The following is a 17544-nucleotide window of genomic DNA, read 5'->3' on the forward strand; positions in this document are numbered from 1 at the left end:
AGGAAAAATATTTTTCAGCTGAAGAGAGAATCCATTTCTCCTTCAATATCTAGTTTGATCTGCCTCAAGTCTTTGCGATGTTGGCCATCTGGTGCCTCCCCTTCCACCCATAAATGAACATTGTAAGTTTGTTTACTCCTATCCAACAATAGAATCTTAGCCGAGATCGGTGGCAGTACTTTTTGTTTAATCAAATGCTCTAAGGGCCGTGCACCATTCTTTACATCGGTTCCCACGTCCGACAGATACTGAATCAAACTTGGTTCATAAGAGAACGTTACATTTTGTTGGCTCAACCTAGCTTCAATCTCAGATAAATTTTTCTCTGCGATTTCTTCAATAACATCACGCTCCAGGAGATTAAAGATGAGTTTATTTTCAATCCGATTCAAAAACTCTGGTCTAAATTCATTTTGAAGCTCGCTGACCATAGATTTCTCAAACTGAAGCCACTCACGATCGGATAAATTTTTGAAATTGCCTTTTAATTCCCACTTATTGATAATTTTCTTATCACCACTATTTGTGGTCATAATGACAATTGTGTTTTTGAAGCTAACCAGGCGGCCTGTACTGTCTGTCAAGCGCCCATCAGCAAGCACCTGGAGAAATAGGTCTATGACTTCACCGTGCGCTTTTTCAAGCTCATCTAGTAGCAAAACACAATAAGGTTTCTGCTTGACTCCTTCCGTCAGCTGCCCTTTTGTTTTCGTAGCACGATTTCCGATTAGTTTGGCCACATCTTCTTTCTGTTTATACTCAGACATATCAAAACGAATCATGGCATCTTCATCATCAAAAAGTGCTTCTGCCAAGGCTTTGGCTAACTCTGTCTTCCCAACTCCAGTCGCACCAAGGAAGAGGAACGAGGAGATTGGTCTGTTTTCATCTTGTAAGCCTGCTTGAGCAATGGTCACAGCATCAACAATTGCATCAATCGCTTCTTCCTGACCCTTGACTCGTCTCATCAATTTTTCCTTGAGACCATCTAGCCGCTCCTGGTCTCCTTTTAAAATTGTCGTAACAGGAATACCAGTTTTATCCTTCAAGACTTGGGCTATATCTACTTCTGTTACACTCTCTTTTCCTTCAACTGAAGCAATAGTTGCTGCTTCATCGATCAAATCAAAGGCTTTATCTGGTAAAAAACGATCTGTAATATAGCGAACAGACAAACGGACTGCTTGTCGAACTGCTTCTGAAGAAATTTTTAGCCCATGAAATGTTTCATAAACGCCTTTTGCCTGTTCGATAATCGCTATCGCTTGCGGAATTGTCGGTTCCTCTACCATAACTGGCTGGACCCGACGTTCCAATGCTCTATCTGTTTCGATATAGTCATGGAACTCATCTAAGGTAGTTGCACCGACCAACTGAATGTCGCCACGTGCCAAGACTGGCTTGATAACATTTCCTGCATCAAGAGCCTGACCGTCTTGGCCACCTGCACCAACAATAGTATGAAATTCATCTACAAAGAGGAGATTCTGTCCTCGTGTAGCAACCATCTCCTCAATGATTTTCTTGAACTTGGCTATGAAGCCACCTTCTTCTTCACTCATTAAGCTAGACAGTTCCAAAGAGCGTACCGTTAAACCCTTTAAGGCAGATGGAACCTGACCACGCAAGATAGCAAGTGTTAAACCTTCGACAATAGCTGTCTTCCCGACTCCAGCCTCTCCAACTAAGACAGGATTGTTTTTCGTTCGCCTGAGAAGGGAAACGATGACGGCCTGAACCTCTTTATCTCGTCCATAAACCTGGTAATCAGCCACCTTCTTTGAGACTTTGTCTGACAAATTGTCAGTGTACTTATCAAGATAGGGTGTCTTCACTTCGTCTTCCACTTCAATCTCTCCTTTCTTTTGCGGCCAAAATTTGATGCGTTAATTTTTCCTTGATAGCATCCACAAATTCACGTGGGTTTATCTCTCCTTCTCCAATTTGAGATAGAAACGTTTCCCATCCGCCTGTGGTTTCAGGACTGGCAAACTCATTATCATAGAGGTAATGAATCAAGAGGTAAGCCTTATTCGTTGGTAATAATTGCCCTGTCTTCTTGTCCTTTTTGATATAACCTCGATCTTGAATGGTTTTCAACATGGTTGCCCTAGTTGCCTGTGTACCTAAGCCGTACTTGGGTAGGATTTCACTAATCAATTGGCTTTCTGTAATCCTCTTTGGTGGCTTTGTCACTCCCTCAAGGATATTGACCTTTGTCTCAAACTGATCTCCTATACGATAATCTGGTAGCTCTACATCCCCTTTTAGTTTTTGCTGGCTAAGAGCGGCCCATCCTGGCTCAACCATTTGACGGCCTTTTGTTTTGAAAACCATCCCCTGATTTTCCACTTCAACCGTCGTTGTTAGATATCGACAGTCAGCTGCAAACATTAGAAGCATTCTTCGGACTACAGCCTCATAGATTAATCGTTCATCTGGCTTCAGGGTTACTAGGTTCGGGATATTCTCGGTTGGAATAAGAGCGTAGTGACTTGTTTTAGCTACCTTCTTAGGATTAACATAATCTTCCCTTGGTTCCATATTTACTGGTTCAAAAGGACAATTAATCGCCTCTTGATAACTCTTCAGGTAGTTTCTTAAATAGCTGAACTCTTCCTCATCGATATATCGAGTATCTGTTCTAGGATAAGATAAGTATTTTTTCAAATAGAGACTTTCTATTATGCTTTCTGTTTTAGTTGACTCAAATCCCCATTGTCTAGCTGCCAATCCTTGAATATCAGATAGATTGAATAGAGGTGGTGCTGCTCTCTGTTCCTCTTCTGTTTCAACTGAAGAAACGGTAGAAACTGTGCTTAGTTCTCGTGACGTTGCAAGGATAAGTTCACTATCTGAGTACTTATCCTTATTTGTGAAACTGATCTCCGTCTCCTTATCTTGCAATTGTAATTTCCAATAGGTTTCTGGCTGGAAATTTTGAATCGCAATATCGTTCTCACAGATTAGCCGTACTCCAGGAGTTTGAACACGACCGACAGACAGACTATTGCCCTTCCCTTTTGGAAGTCGGCCCTTACTTTGTAATTCTAAAGTGACCAATGGAGACAAATTCATACCCACCAGCCAATCTGACTGTGCACGTGCTTCAGCTTCTAGATAGTAGTTATAGGTCTCAATAGGTTCCCTTAGATTTTGAAAGGCTTTCTGAAGACCTCGTATGGTCAACGAGTTGGCCCATAGGCGCTTGGTCACTTTTTCCTTCCCATCCGGAATGTGAGATAAGATTGAATAGGCAATCCGCTCCCCTTCCCTATCAGAGTCTGTACCGATAATCACCTGACTCGCTACTGTTACTTCCTGATAAATCTGTTTGAAAGTATCTTTAGAGACTTTGTCCTGCTTTAAGGTCTGCTTAAAGGAAACATCAACCAATGGTAGTTTATCCAAATCCCAGTTATCCTTGGGTAGCCCATATTCAAACAAATGCCCCTCTGCTGCAATGATATGCACCTCATCTGAAAAATAGGCTGTTTGTTTAATAATGTGTACCTTTCCTTTTTTACTAGCTTTGCCCAAACACTCTGCATAAGCCACTGCCTGTGTTTCTTTCTCAGCTAGAATCACTGTTACCATATCTTATCTCCTCTCTCTTGATAGTTTCATCATAAGAGATAATGACAATTTGTGCGTTAAGAGGACACTTAATTCTTATTATTAGAAACAGCATAAATTGTTATATAACTTTTTACGCTATTTCTTGTATACAAAAAGGTACCCTCTCAATGAGAGTGCCTGATTGATTATCGACTAGGCCCTTTCACTGGGGCTTTAGGAAAATTTGGAGCTTGTCCCCTCATTTTCCCAACCTGATAGGGCTTAGTATGAGTTTCAACTTGCTTCAGCATCGTAGAAACGGTTTTATGGACTCGTTTCAATGAATCCGCCAACTGCTTATCATCTAAGGCTGTCAGATTCTTTGTCCAACCTGCTATATAATCAATAGCTTTTTCAGAAGTATCCAAGCCAAAGTGTTTTGAAAGTAGATGACTGGTCATCTCGGCTTCAAGTTCTTTTTGACCTTTCGGAAGGTTGTCCTTGTACTGTTCAGCTAATTTAGGGTTATGGAGTGTGGCATGCGCTAACTCGTGAATGGTTGTGGCAATTTTTTCTCCAGGTGTATTGTCTGGATTGATCAAAATGAGCTGTTCTCCTGGGAAAAAGGCACCTTTTGCATTACCTAAAACACGAGCCTCATCTTTCATCATCTTAACCCCAATGCTTTCAGCATAATCACACAAGCCTTCCAGCACTTCTTTTGTCTTAACCTTATCAACATTAAAGTTGTAGTGACGGTTAGGCATGGCTTTAGGATAACTTTCTGGCTTCAGTGTAGTCTGCGATAGTTCAAAGACCTTGTAAGTCGTAAAACGTGCTTGACCTGTTTTAGGATCCCTTTCCTGGAATTGACGTACAGGAATCTTACCTTCTTTCACTAGCGCCTTTTCTTGTGCTGTTGCTTCTGAGTACTTCTTGTACTTTGGATTTCCTTTGTCATTTTTTACCTGGCGACCATTCTCATCAAGGACTGGAATCATCTTAACCATCAACGGTCTAAACAAAGTGATCTGCGACTTTTCACCTGTTTTGACTGACAAACCTTGATGAAGGACCTCCTTAGTTTCACCCGTCCGCTTGTTGGTGTATACTGCCTTGGTTTGGATAACATCCTCTGGCTTAATTCCTAAAACGTCTCCCATAGCTTGCCATTGGTCATAGGTTGCGACCACATTTGCCCCACGCCACTGGTCATGAATTAGAGCGACGTTGCGTGGTGATAGTTGTGGGAATTTACTCATGAAGTCCATATACTCCAACATATCTTCTGGTGATTTTGTATACTCACGAATTTTCTGGAAAGCATGTTCGCTTATTTCGTAGGCAGTGGCACTGCTATAGTCAAAGGGGTCATCTGAAGTTGCTGGTTTCGACTCTTTTTGAGTATTTTCGTTTGTCTGACTTGTAGCAAGGAAGGTATCCACTTCTTCCTGTTTATACAGGCCTTTTGGTGCTCTTCCTGATCCGATTTGTTCAGCAAACTTCTCTAACTCTTCTTCAATTTGGAAGTCGTTGCCCCAATCACTACCATAGGCCACATAGCCAAGTGGTTCGTCCCCCTTGATAAGTGCCAAGGTCCAAGGTGCCTGGGTATCAGATAGCTGTTCAATCATCATTGGACTGTGAACTGCTAATTCTAAATGATAATCTTGGCCGAAGTCTTCTCGGTTGATATATAGCATTCGGCCATCCAACTGAGAAGTGCCAATCAAGTTACCTTCAAATGATAAACTTTCTTGGATTTGAGGAATGGAAGAAACTAAAATCTTGGCTGCATCCTCTGCCATTATCTCTTCAACCCGTTGAGTCAATCCAACCTTCATAGCCTCATTAGGCGAATGGAAATTCCCCCTGGAATGACCACTTTCATCAGGAATTATCTCTGTCGCCTTCAAGCTCTGCTCATTAGCTTCCGTAGAAATTTCCTGATTCACTTCCTGATTTTCCAGCTGAGAAAGGACCTGTTTATCAATAGCAGCTAGTTGAGGTTGGCCTTCTAAACGACGATAGCCTAAACCAAGCAGACGTGAAATCGGTTCTGTTTCATCACCAATATTATAGCGAACATCTGACTTAATCAGTGTCCCACCAGGAGCATATATATCAAATTTCACTTTTGTAAATGGAATATATGCCTCTTGGTTTCCTGTCTCATTAACTATTGCCATACTGTCTTGATGACGTTTATAGAAAGCTTGATTTTGCTCATACAACGTTTCAATGAATGTTTGGTAGGCTACAAGTTCTGTTTCCTTAAATGGAATCTGAGGACCTTCTGGCCACTCCTCCGCCCACTGAAGACGTACATGGTAATCATTCTGGTATATCTGGTCCTGATGCCACTCTTGATAGAGGTTTGAGGTCTTAACCAACAGCTGATCACCGTCCGCTGCAGCAATGATTTTCCCTAAGTCGTCGCCATGCTCTTCAGCATAGCTAAAGTAACGATTCCAGGCCGCATGAAGCTCTTCTGGAATGCGTTCAAGACCTTCTGGGGCACCAACGTTATAGACAGCATTCAATACTTGGGTGAACTGTTCAGCTGAGACGACATCCGTTTGAACTGGCTCTTCTGAACGCATTTCTGTAATCTCATCAGCAATATTTTGGTCAAAATATTGTGCATCACTACTTAACGCTTCAGAATAGCCTAAACCAGCAACAATATCGTAGCCGTTGACCTGAACATTTCCAAATTCACTCATAATCTCTATGCGCTGTTTATTGGTTGCAGATTCTGAATTGAATAACTCAACTAACTCACTATGATATTCTGGATTGATAGTCAACCATTCCTGTCCTTCTGATGATTGTAAGTAGGCAGCACCTGCTTTCAGAAGACTATCAACATCGTTATAAGCTGTATGATTAAAGTGATAAGAAGAAACGTTCACTACTTGACTATCCTCATCAAAAGCCTCTTCATATTGTTTGCTCTCCAAAATTGATCGCATCTCTTGACCACTATCACTTATATACTTGTCATTAATAGCAATTTGTTCTATCTGACCGCCCCTCTCGCGGAAAATGCCCACAATTTCATTTTTTCTAGCTTCTTGTAACTCTTTTCTTAAAAGTTTTCTTGCTTTAAACACTGAAACAGGAACCATTCCATCTTCAGTATTCATACGAAATAGTAGCATCAAATCACTGTCATCGGATTTGATTAGACTGTCAAAACGATCTTGATATCTGGGAATATCTTGTAAAGAGTCAAAATAAAAGGAATCAGTCTGGAGAACAGTCTCTAAATCAGGAAGGACCTTAATTTTATCGAATGGAGACTCCGTCGCCTTCAAGCGAATGTCATCATAACTTAGCTCACCGCCTTCAGCAAAGTCGTGTAAAACTTTTTCAGGCGTTGCATCATCATCAACCACCTTCAAGCCAGTCAGGTGCATAAAGTTATTTTCTAAAAAGTTGACCTGTACCAAACTATTATCCGCTGTAAAGTAATGAATTGTACTGTTTGCTAATTCGTTTAAATAGAACTGAGCCGCCTCTTGAATATCTTTACCCCTTCTATTCAACTTACCTAAATTATACGCATCAATAGATTTCTCAAGCCTCGTTTTTCTTGACTTAAAGCCATCTTTTATGGTAATATTTAAATACTGAGAGGATATAGTAGGACGACTGGTAACAGAGCGTTCAAAGGTACTTGTTCCAAGTACGGGTGAGGTGCTACCTTCAGCTTCGGGCTGTAAAGAACCCTTGTGTTGATACATCCTCTCCTTTTTATTTCGCTCTGATGGCCCTTCTTGGGCTTTTTCTTTTTCCTGCAAGCCAATTTCACCTGTCTCAGCATAACTCTTCAAAGAAAATTCAGGATTATCCAGATATTGTTTAAGATCAACACCACTTATCCCATTCTCAATCATTCGTTCAATAAGATTATCTACTTGAACTTGGTTCAATGTTTCATCATTGATAACTGCAAGCATTCTGCTTGGATTGACTGCCCAACCATACCCTAGCTCATCTGAAATGCTGCCTAAATCGCCTTTGTTGAATAAATCGTCGAGATCGATGGTCCCAATCTTTTGATGCTCTGAATATATGGTGACGGGGATCCCTGATTCTTCTAGAACAACTTCTGGAAACGATATTTTCGGGAATAGGGCATCTATCTGTTGTGCAATTTCCAGATATTCGGAGGGAATTGAGCGCCCCAATCTTTCTGAAATCGACTCATTTTCTACCCCAATGTCGTACCTAAATCTTTCAATTATGGTATTCCCATTCTCGTCTAGCAGACCAAACCAGGTTCCACTTTCATCTTCTGGCAGGTGTAGTACTGGGAAAGTAGGTAATTCAGTTGCTTCCTCTAGTCGTTTCCTATTTTCCGAATAGAGATCTTTCACAAATATATCGTAAGGAACAATTTCTCCTGGCTCGTATTTATCTAAAATCAACTGTTCACCAGACGATTGAAAAACAATTTGCAAATTTGGCTGCCGCTCTGGATCTTGGGAAGAGGCTTCGTCCTTTCCTGTAATCGTTTTTGGAGGCTGCTTGAGTGCATCGTTCCAGTCAGTTTTTACTTGCCCTTCTTTCAAAAGAGGCAAATCCTCAGTAACAGTAGCCCCTTTTTCACGCAAAGAGTCGATAAAATTCCGTCCACCTTCGTCGTTGTCAACTGCCAGGGTGATCCAATACGCATGTTTGTCATCTGCAAAGAAGCCGTTATCGATCGCAGTCTGCAAACCTTCCGCCAGCTGATCATGGCTCCAGGTCAGAGGCCGTCCTGAAACTTCCGACTGGAGTTGTGCCACATGTCGGCCCACAACTGCTTCCTTCAGACCATCCATTGAGATTAACCGCACATCTTGAAGATTGTCACGGTGCAATTCATAATAAGACATCAGGTCAATTGCACTTTCCGCAAAGATGAGGCGGTTAGGCTGACCAATATCTACGTGCATGCCAATAATACCGTCTGAGTTTCTGACAATATTCTTAGCATAGCCACGTTCAGGCCATTTCTCCCAATTTTCTTCAATACCTTGTAGTGTAGCTCCGACAATCTCGCCTGAAAAATCAAGTGATTTGAAGACAACAACGGGTTCGATACTTCCGTTTACCTTGGCATTAGCCTGAGCAAGTACCCCTTTTTCAAAGAAAAAATCAATGGTTTCATCTGAAAGCCCACGTTGGTCTTTTAGATAGCTTCTTGCAGCTTCAAACGGCTGCTCATAAGGAGCTAGATAATAAGAAAAGGGTTCCTGGACATGTTCGACTTTTGTAAATTCTTTAAAGGTGCCGTCATTGAGAAAATCAATCGCCTGATTAAAGTCAACTTCTTTCATTGTTTGAACTAATGCAATAACATCACCACCCTGATGACGTGAAAACCAGTTCCACATGTTTTTCTTAGGCGAAACAACCATAGAATCATGTTCTTTCCAGCGATAGTCTCGTCCTGATTGAACCAACTCAATATTAAGTTCATTAGCGACATCTAAAATATCACGTGACCTGGCATACTCGACCCTCTCTCGACGGCTCTTTCCTCTTGATGATGGCTGCTGTGTATGTTCTTCTACCATAAAGACTCCTTTCATCCACTAAAAACACTCGTATTGGGGTTGGTAAGGTGTTATTTCAGGCACCAGGAAAATTTCTCTTGGTAGCTGAACAAGTTTTCCAACTGAAAAATTCTCAAACTGCTCGGGATTAGCCTGGTAATCAAGTTCTAACTCTAGATCACCATTTTTTCCTTGACCGGCAAAAAGAATTTTCTTTTGAATATCATCGGTTGCTTTTACCAACCAGTCAGCATCAAAATCAAACTCTTTTTCTGATACACTTGGGAAATGTAACATTGTCTGTTCCTCCTTTTTCTATAGTCAGTTCTAGTGTAAGGGATAATCAAAATCCTTGTGTTAAGAGGACAAATTGAGGTGATTTTTCGATGAAAAAAGCCATTGATAAGGCATCAATGACTGATTATCGCTGAGCTTGTTTGCGCTCTTCTTGCTCCTCACGTTCATCACTTCTAGCACGGTCCATAAGGGCTTTTTTACTGGCTTGTTGAGACCGCTTCAATGAAGCTGTTAGCTGTCGCATGAAGTTTGTATTTATCCTAGCAGCTCCTTTTGACTGCTGCAGTTGGGCTTTTTTAACGACTTTCCGCTCCTGCAATTGCTTAGAAACAGCTTGAACAATCTGACTTTGGTTTTCTTCAGTCGGTTGTAATTTAGCATATAAACGTTTCAATTCTGAAAAGCCCTGAGCATTAGCTATCCTCAGCTGCTTGATAGCTGATTCATCTGAAAGTCGTTCCATCTGTTGGTTCCTGGTATTGATCTGATACTTCAGCTGAAAAATAGAGACGTGAGTTTGAAGTTCCTCAATATAGCCTTCTTTTGTCGTTGCAGAGCCCTTCAGAAGTGATAGGACACTATCATCCTGAAGTCGACTGGCAAAATTTATTTCTGTACGTAGCTTCCTGATCGGAAGCTGGATAGTTCCAGCAGTAGCCTTTTTGATAGGAAGTGCAACGCTATCTTCAAATTGATTCTTTAAACGTTGTCTCAGTAGCTGCTGCTCATCAGACAGTTTGAAATTCGGGGTAAGCTGTAGCTTAATTACTTCCAATTCCTGATTGATTGACTGTTTCTTGAAATCTATAAACGGCCGATCAGAAGCTAAAGGTTGAAGCTGGTCCAAGAGTTTTTGTTGGATCTGTAATTCTTTCTGGCTTGCTTCCAGCATACTCAATTTCAAAGCATAACGGAAAGTCCCTAATTCACGACGTTCTTTTTCAGTTGGATTTGATTTCAACTTAGCAGCATCAACCAGCTCTTTTAGTTCATCTGATGATAACAAGGATAGGTCCCTTAGGGTCATTGTCTTCATCTGGATATTCTCTGTCAGCTGACTGACATCATAAACATAGTCTGTTACAAAATCTGGCTGACCTATTCCTTTGCCGTTTTCATCATATTCCCCGTACACAGGTTTTATAATTTCAAGCGCTTCTTCTCCAGCCTTCACTGAATAGCCTAGTTTTTGCCAGGCTTCTTTGCTTTTTACTACACTGGCTTCAGGCAGTCGTTCTAATATTTTTTCCTGGTTCAGAGTAGAAAAGTTATCCAAATTTTTTTCCAGCTGAAGGCTTTGAATTTGAGGGGCTGCCTCTCTAAATGAACGAAGGATATTATTGGCCAACCGTTCTCTTAGATCCATAACTCGACGGGCCAGATGATGTTCTAGATCATAGCCTTTCGATTCTGACAATGACCGAATGGTTCTTCCATCAACCTTTCGGATCTTCTCATAGGCTTGATTTTTTTCAGCTGAATAGACAACCTCATAAGTCGCAAGAAACTCTCTAGTTTCCTGTAAAAACTCTTGATAGGCAGCATTTCCTTCATTCTGCAAATAAGAATCTAGGTAACGATCCAGAAAGAACTTACTCACCGCAAAATCCCTGGCATTAGACCCATACCGCCACTTCTTACCCATTGGCAAGTGATTGTAGGCTTGTTCCAAAAAATTTTTTTCAGCTGAAGAGGTAATTTTGTCTTCCTGGTAAACTGAAGTTAGTAAATTAGCTTTAAGGTTAGCCAGCACCTGCTCTTTTCGCAGAAGATTTGACCGTGTCTCCTCTTTTAGAAGCCCGTGATAGATACCACTTTTAAATCGATTGATTGTTTTTTGAGAAAAATTTCCCTTATATTCCATCCGACCTCGTGGACGATAAAAGATTTTTTCACGATTTGACTCAACCTCTGATAAACCAAAGTGGATATGGATGTTGTCAGTATTAAGATGGATATTCCCCCACCAGAAAGCCGAGTCAGAAAGTCTTTCCTTCTGAATGAGTGTTGGCATCATATCACGCATAACAGTCTTGATTGCTTTTTGGTCAACTTGTCCAGTCGCAACGTCATATAAACCTTGTTTAGCTAGAAAAGTATTATCAAATGAGATAACACCCTGCCAAAGTAGAGATCCATTTTGGTAAGCGGCCTCTAACTGATTTTTCAAATCCGTTAACCGTCGCTTTTGAAGATAGTCGGCTTCTTGCGTAAAGACAGCAGTCAGTTCTTCTGACTGCGATTCTGTAGCGTAAGAACGGTTCATATAATCAATATACTCTCGAAAGTTTAACTGTGTTTCAGGAACGGCTTCCTGGATACGATTCAACTCCGCCTCAGTCAATCCTTCAATCATTTGGCGGTTGATTTCTAAAGATAGTTCCTCATCTATTTTGACCGCTTCGCTACGATTAGTGTAATCAACATACTGGCTATTTGCCTCTGTATATTGCAGCATGAATGTGATATTCGGGCTAGAAGACATGCTCATCATTTCACCCCTCTCTAATTAAAATAAACCATCTTTCCTTAATCGAGCATAGTCTTTCAGCAGTGGCTGCAACTCTTCAGCTTCGACCTTGAATCCATTAAACCATGGACCAGAAAGAGAAATATGCAGTTCCTTCTTTTCCTCGATAAACTGCATTGGAACCAACAAGATATTTGGTTGCTCTAATTCCAAACCACTCTCTCGTTCTAGAAAGGCAACTATGAAGTCCTGATCTCCTTTTGTTCTAAATTGCCAATGATAAGAGTCTCCATCTTTTCTTTTGTGCAGCGAACTATACTTCACATCAATTGTTAAACCATCAAACCAGAAATCGTAGACAGGATTGTTTTTCTTGAAGTATTTATTGGCATCTGTTGCTTCAGGAACATACTTTTGAAAAAGCTCTTCGGCCATTCCTCCAAGTCGGGCAGTCCGAGAACCATACTGGATTTTATCTTGAAGTTTTAAGCAGCCGCTTTTAATCAATTGTAGGTGAGCAACATGAGTCGGTAAGCCAGATTTCTTTACTGCTTCATGAAAGTCACCTGTCTCTAAATATAGGTCAATAATATCTGTCATTTTTAGAACCTCAATGAGAATGTTTGATCACTTGTCCTCGACTAACATCCTCTTTTATAATATCGTCAATACGTGCGATCAATTCATTTTGCTTTGGATCAAAATGAGAGTGAATGGACTCCAGATCTTGAATGTCAAACTGATTTCCTTTCGTAAGTGCATGAAAATTGGTCAGCTCCAAGTAGAGCAGTTGGTCCATTTGATGGTGGATTGATTTTAAGATTTTTTGCTCATCTGAATTGGCCAAATTTTTTTCCAGCCGAGACAGCCGTTCTGCGAACGGTTGCTTTTCTTCTGATTCTAAAAACAGTTTATGAAAAGCGTGAATCACCTTAACAACTGTGGCCGAATGATTAGGACTTTGACGGTTCAAACTGCCTCCCATTTCTTCTTCCAAGTAGTTTTTTATTTCACTGAACTTCTGTAATGTCTCTTCGTTAAAATAAACGTTGATTCTTTTTGTCATATTATCCTCACTGTAATTTTTCTGAAGTACCTGTCAAATAGTTAATCTCGTATCCTGGTTGGATATTAAAAATATAAACATCAAATGATATGGTATCATCTTCTACACTTTGTGCTTCCAGACGAATACCACGTGCCACCAATTCCACATTTCTAAAGAGTGGGGTTACTCGATAACGAACATGATGGCCCGACTGTCTAATATAGTCGGCAACCAAATTTTCATAATAAACCATTGACGATTTTTCATCATCAAAATTTGCATTGAGAGCCCGTGTTCCTGTAAATAGATTTTTTACATTTGCATTCTCTCCGCTTAACTGAAAACCAATCAAGTGTGAGCGGTTATACAAATAATCTTCTTTTCCATTGAACACGATTTTTTTATTTTTCCAGCCAGTAGGTTTCACAGATGAAATATCTTCACGTTCGCTTGTCGACATCAAATCTTGGCCAAGCATTGCCTCAGCAACTCCAACACGATTCAAAAAATCTAGATCACTATAGTTTTCCCAGGAACCATTTTCTAAACTCAATTCTTCTGTCGTAAACTGTGCTCGTTCATTGACCACAATTATTTGTTCTTGACCATCAAATACTTTTGATTTTAATTCCTCGTTCTGGGTGTGATGGACATTTCTTAAGTCAGCATTTTTTTCTTCAGGAGAATCCGAGATATTCAACTGACTAGCCAAATCATTTTGAGTGAATGCGCTTTTTATAAATTGAAAATTTTGTGGCTGCACTAGAAGAATGACAATAAATATAATACTGAATAGCAAGAATTTATTTTTCTTCATAATCGACTTCCTCCTCGTTCAGCAGCAAGTGCATCAACATCATCCATGAAACGAAGCCAGTCTACTGTTAACTCTTCTACAATATCTTGTTTGGCGCTGCAACCTAGTAACTTGATTTCATTTCTAAGCAACATATCCAAGATTTTCGCTTGTTGCTCCTTAATGTCGGCCAGCGTTTCCGCAAACTTGTTATCATATAAATCTAGTCCATCATTCTCAACAATTCGTTGAAGTTGGGCCAGCATAAATTCATTAAAAGATGAATACTCATACTCTTCTGATATCATGTGTAACTGTGTCCATGTTTTTTCTGGAATGGACCTTATTTTAATTTCTTTAGTCACTACTTTCTACCTCGCCTTCGTATTCTAACCACCTCGAAATATGATCTGCATAACGATCCATTTTCTCTTCAAAAACAGACATAAGATCCGTCTGCTTTTTAGTCAAAAGCAAAACATGATCTGATGTCAATTTCATATTTTCTAAATGAGCAAGATAGTTCGCTTCTACAAAATTGAACTGACCTTTTTCTATTTTTTCACGGCACATACCAAGCAAAAATTCATTCAATGATTTTGCTTTGGCTTCCCTCGCAAGGGCCTTTAAGTAATCTAGCTCTTTGGGAGACAGCCCTCGAATTTCAATTCTTGTTTGGTGGCTTTTTGCCATTTCAGTTACCGTCCTTTCTTGCAAGCAGTCCGCCCTTCTTTTTTCTTTTGACGAGGCAAAAGGAAAAAGAAGCAAAAAAGAAAACCTCAACCTCGCAACGTCACGAACCTAGAAGGTTCTACTGTTGCGGTTTTTCCACACACAAACACACACTGTTGAGGCTAATGCCTTTTGGGTGTGTTGTGCTAGAAAAGAGCATAAGGGAAACTGTCCCCACATTCCGTGTGGAGTTGATAGTATCAACATTTCCCGTACCGGTAATTTTCTCGGCTACGCCTACTTACACACACTGTATTTACACACCTACACACACGACGAATGCGGAAACGCACACTTAGACACACTATAACAGCTACAAACACACACTAGATTTAACACTTCAAATAGAGTGATTTTTCAGCTGAGAAGTGAGAACATCTAGGTGTTTTGTTCTCCTGCTTCTTGCGCCATTTTTGCTGCCTGGCGTTTCTCTTTTTCCTCTTCTTTGATAATCGCCAGTTCTGTTTTGAGATCATCTAGGATTGAATCATAAGTTTGATTTTTATCTTTTTTCAATTGTATCTGTACGTAGATTTTACCAATTTGTTTTTGAAGATTTTCTTCGGCCGCCTTACGTTCATTTTCTAAAAACGCTACTCTTTTCTTAGCTTCTTCCAGTTCATTATCAATTTTAATCAGATCTTTTTTTGCCATCTGAAGGCCTCCTTTTCTTTAATTAGTTTTAGTATAAGAGATAATAGTAAGTTGTGTGTTAAGGGGACAAAGGTTTGTCATTCTTTAATCCATTTCAATCGTTTCAATAGGGTTAGAAAATTCAAAAGTCCCGTCTTTAATGGCTGCCTCTTTCTTTTCTAAGCTGTTAATTTTTACTTGAACTTTTTCAATATTTTGGAGAGCTGTTTCAATAGATCTGTTTTTCGTTTCAATATGAGTCTCGACAGTTGCAATATCCCTTTGGTTAGATTCTAAATCATCACCTGAGAGGTACGCAGCTTCTTTCATGAGTCCAGCTTTTCTAGACTCATCATCCTCAATAGAGCTCTTTAATTGTTCAATGGAATGATTCAATTTTTCAATCTGCCCTTCTTGAAATTCCTTTTCTACTGCAATTTCTGATAAGGCAAATTCCTCACGAGAAACACTCTCAATTTTCTCAATTTTGAGTTTACTATTTTGAGTAGTTACGTAGAATTGAACAACTTTACTTTCGTCACTCACTGCTGTCTTTGTGTTACTTTCCTGGTCCGTTGAAGGACTAGAGACATCAATATCAATAGAGCGAGTGGCGACCGTCTTATTAGTAATATCAATCGCAAAAGCACCAAAATTTTCAGGGACATTTCGGATAATTACGGAGATTTTATTATCTACGATTGGAACAATTTCCATAAACGTATCCGCTGATTTTTTCTGAGCGTATAGGTTCCATTCGAGACGCTTTGTGTCAATCCCACGATCTATCGGAGAAGTAGCATCCCTTGTCTCAAACTGTAGGACAATGATGCCTGTTTCAGGAGAATATATTTGACTTGATAGCCTGATTTCTCCAGTTCCATTTTCAAATGTTCTCTTTGTTTTTAGCTGTTCATCCGTAAAAGTTTGCCTCTGTGGAGAGTAAATGGCTCCCAGCAACAGACTCAGCCAGACGGTAAACAGAACTGAAAAAATAACCAATTTCCGCTTAATCACATTGTCTTTGAACCATCTGTTCGTAGCTATGAATGGTTTAGCTATCGGGCTAGATTTTATCTTCTCAATCCAACTTTTGATTGTAGCAATCATAATCACTTCTCCCCTTTCCTAAATACAGTCCATCTTCTCTGGAGCTAACTCAAGTGTTAACCACAGGGCTTCATTTTCTGAAATATGAGTCAGTCTCCCACCCTCATCGTTGAAACGAAACAAGGTAAAGGTTCCATCTAGAAGTCTCCCTAAAACAACCATACCTTCTTCTGTTTTTGCTCGCCATAATTCACTATCAAAGCGAAAGGCAGTTTCGGCCCACTTACTGAGCTTGCTTTTTCTACTCACCCATAGCCTCCTTAATCGTTACCTGATCAGCTTCAATCTGCCCAGGTTTATTTTTTATCGCATACTGATAAATGGACGACTTCCCGTCTCGAATTTTGATAATAGATGCAGCGTACTCGACCTGGTATTTCTTCACAAGAATTTGACCATCTTCTGACTCTACATCGATGAAAAATGTCGTATAGGGGCTGTTCTTCGCAGCGCTAATAACAGCCTGCTTCCCCGTTTCACAATAGGGGCAACCTGATCTATAAAAAACTAGATTAACGTTCTGTTCCACTGCAGCATCCACATAGACCTGTTCAGTAAGCCGCTTATCATAATCTTTGACGATATATTCACTCCACACCGTTTGTACGCCTACAACTGTAAAAAATAATATGCCGACCACTGCTAATGACCCTAAAATCATCTTAGGGAATCTAAAGTTATCAGACATCATACTTCACCTCCCATCAGCTCGAACAAGTCCCCTTGGACATAGTTTACTTTTGCCAATCGTTTTATATCGTCTTTCAGACTATCAAAGACAGCCATCATAGAATTAAAACACAAAGGATCAAAATGCTCATACAGGCCAACCAGTGGCAACATAGGAATACCGTCCTTCTTCTCACCCTGAAGAAATTTATGAACTTGCTTTTCTGCCTCGATGATACCATCTACTCTGATCAACGCTGGAACACTTGTTATTGCATCCCCATTCTGGTAAAAGGTCAAGGCAACATCGCCTGCTTTTATAGTTTCAAACTCAGGAAACTCCTGATTGATTTTAAAGTAATAGACAGAATCTTCTTGCCCTACTCCTGTCAAATAGTAGCCACGTACTATCTTAAATTTCTCGGCCATCCTCTTCCTCCTCATCAATAAATTCCACTTCAATAATTCTGTTCCTTCTGAAATCTAGAGAAATAATATCTATCCACTCCCTTTTAGTATGTGTTTCCTTCCATAATGGAATAATTCCAAATAGATAAAATCTCGATTCATAAAGCTTTTCATCTTTCTCTCTCATCACAATCCCCTTCCCTAGCAAACCTTTTGAACCCTAAACGGGGCCTGGTAGTACTTCGGATAATGAATAATCCTTTTTGTCTTCTGA

Annotated in this window: 16 protein-coding genes; all 16 read right to left on the reverse strand. The window is 40.1% G+C overall.

Annotation, left to right across the window (positions count from 1 at the left end; all coding sequences use genetic code 11):
- Window positions 1-14: 14 nt before the first annotated feature.
- A complete protein-coding gene (locus tag P7J49_RS08835; protein WP_408570467.1) occupies window positions 15-1847 on the reverse strand; it encodes an AAA family ATPase in 1833 nt (610 codons plus the stop codon).
- Between the two features lies 1 nt (window position 1848).
- Window positions 1849-3597, reverse strand: a complete 1749-nt coding sequence (locus P7J49_RS08840; RefSeq protein WP_408570468.1) for a type IA DNA topoisomerase — start codon at window positions 3595-3597, stop codon at window positions 1849-1851.
- A 167-nt stretch (window positions 3598-3764) separates the two neighbouring features.
- Window positions 3765-9128 (reverse strand): PBECR4 domain-containing protein, encoded by a 5364-nt coding sequence (locus P7J49_RS08845; RefSeq protein ID WP_408570469.1) that lies wholly within the window; start codon window positions 9126-9128, stop codon window positions 3765-3767.
- 18 nt (window positions 9129-9146) lie between these two features.
- The gene (locus P7J49_RS08850; RefSeq protein WP_408570470.1) at window positions 9147-9404 is read right to left on the reverse strand and encodes a hypothetical protein; all 258 of its coding nucleotides are present in this window, start codon (window positions 9402-9404) and stop codon (window positions 9147-9149) included.
- Between the two features lie 124 nt (window positions 9405-9528).
- Window positions 9529-11895, reverse strand: coding sequence for a MobP2 family relaxase (gene mobP2, locus P7J49_RS08855; RefSeq protein WP_408570476.1), 2367 nt, complete (start codon window positions 11893-11895; stop codon window positions 9529-9531).
- A gap of 18 nt (window positions 11896-11913) precedes the next feature.
- On the reverse strand, window positions 11914-12474 hold the full coding sequence (locus P7J49_RS08860; protein WP_408570471.1) for a hypothetical protein: 561 nt from the start codon (window positions 12472-12474) through the stop codon (window positions 11914-11916).
- A 10-nt stretch (window positions 12475-12484) separates the two neighbouring features.
- Complete coding sequence (locus P7J49_RS08865; RefSeq protein WP_099871174.1) at window positions 12485-12940, reverse strand: hypothetical protein; 456 nt, start codon at window positions 12938-12940, stop codon at window positions 12485-12487.
- 7 nt (window positions 12941-12947) lie between these two features.
- Window positions 12948-13739, reverse strand: coding sequence for a DNA/RNA non-specific endonuclease (locus tag P7J49_RS08870; RefSeq protein ID WP_408570472.1), 792 nt, complete (start codon window positions 13737-13739; stop codon window positions 12948-12950).
- Window positions 13736-14083 carry a hypothetical protein gene (locus tag P7J49_RS08875; RefSeq protein WP_099871169.1) on the reverse strand — a complete coding sequence of 116 codons (348 nt, stop codon included), beginning with the start codon at window positions 14081-14083 and terminating at the stop codon, window positions 13736-13738. The genes P7J49_RS08870 and P7J49_RS08875 overlap by 4 nt, the downstream gene beginning before the upstream one ends.
- Window positions 14076-14411 carry a hypothetical protein gene (locus P7J49_RS08880; RefSeq protein WP_099871186.1) on the reverse strand — a complete coding sequence of 112 codons (336 nt, stop codon included), beginning with the start codon at window positions 14409-14411 and terminating at the stop codon, window positions 14076-14078. Before P7J49_RS08880 ends, P7J49_RS08875 begins: the two co-directional genes overlap by 8 nt.
- A 417-nt stretch (window positions 14412-14828) precedes the next feature.
- Window positions 14829-15104 (reverse strand): hypothetical protein, encoded by a 276-nt coding sequence (locus P7J49_RS08885; protein WP_099871166.1) that lies wholly within the window; start codon window positions 15102-15104, stop codon window positions 14829-14831.
- 84 nt (window positions 15105-15188) lie between these two features.
- Window positions 15189-16193 carry a hypothetical protein gene (locus tag P7J49_RS08890; protein ID WP_408570473.1) on the reverse strand — a complete coding sequence of 335 codons (1005 nt, stop codon included), beginning with the start codon at window positions 16191-16193 and terminating at the stop codon, window positions 15189-15191.
- 18 nt (window positions 16194-16211) lie between these two features.
- On the reverse strand, window positions 16212-16442 hold the full coding sequence (locus P7J49_RS08895; RefSeq protein ID WP_099871161.1) for a hypothetical protein: 231 nt from the start codon (window positions 16440-16442) through the stop codon (window positions 16212-16214).
- Window positions 16435-16881: a thioredoxin gene (locus P7J49_RS08900; protein ID WP_408570477.1), complete on the reverse strand. Its 447-nt coding sequence runs from the start codon at window positions 16879-16881 to the stop codon at window positions 16435-16437. The genes P7J49_RS08895 and P7J49_RS08900 overlap by 8 nt, the downstream gene beginning before the upstream one ends.
- Complete coding sequence (locus P7J49_RS08905) at window positions 16881-17291, reverse strand: hypothetical protein (protein ID WP_408570474.1); 411 nt, start codon at window positions 17289-17291, stop codon at window positions 16881-16883. Before P7J49_RS08905 ends, P7J49_RS08900 begins: the two co-directional genes overlap by 1 nt.
- Window positions 17275-17457 (reverse strand): hypothetical protein, encoded by a 183-nt coding sequence (locus P7J49_RS08910; protein ID WP_408570475.1) that lies wholly within the window; start codon window positions 17455-17457, stop codon window positions 17275-17277. Before P7J49_RS08910 ends, P7J49_RS08905 begins: the two co-directional genes overlap by 17 nt.
- Window positions 17458-17544 lie beyond the last annotated feature (87 nt).

The sequence above is a fragment of the Streptococcus suis genome (assembly GCF_046032515.1).
Taxonomy (GTDB): Bacteria; Bacillota; Bacilli; order Lactobacillales; family Streptococcaceae; genus Streptococcus; species Streptococcus suis_AL.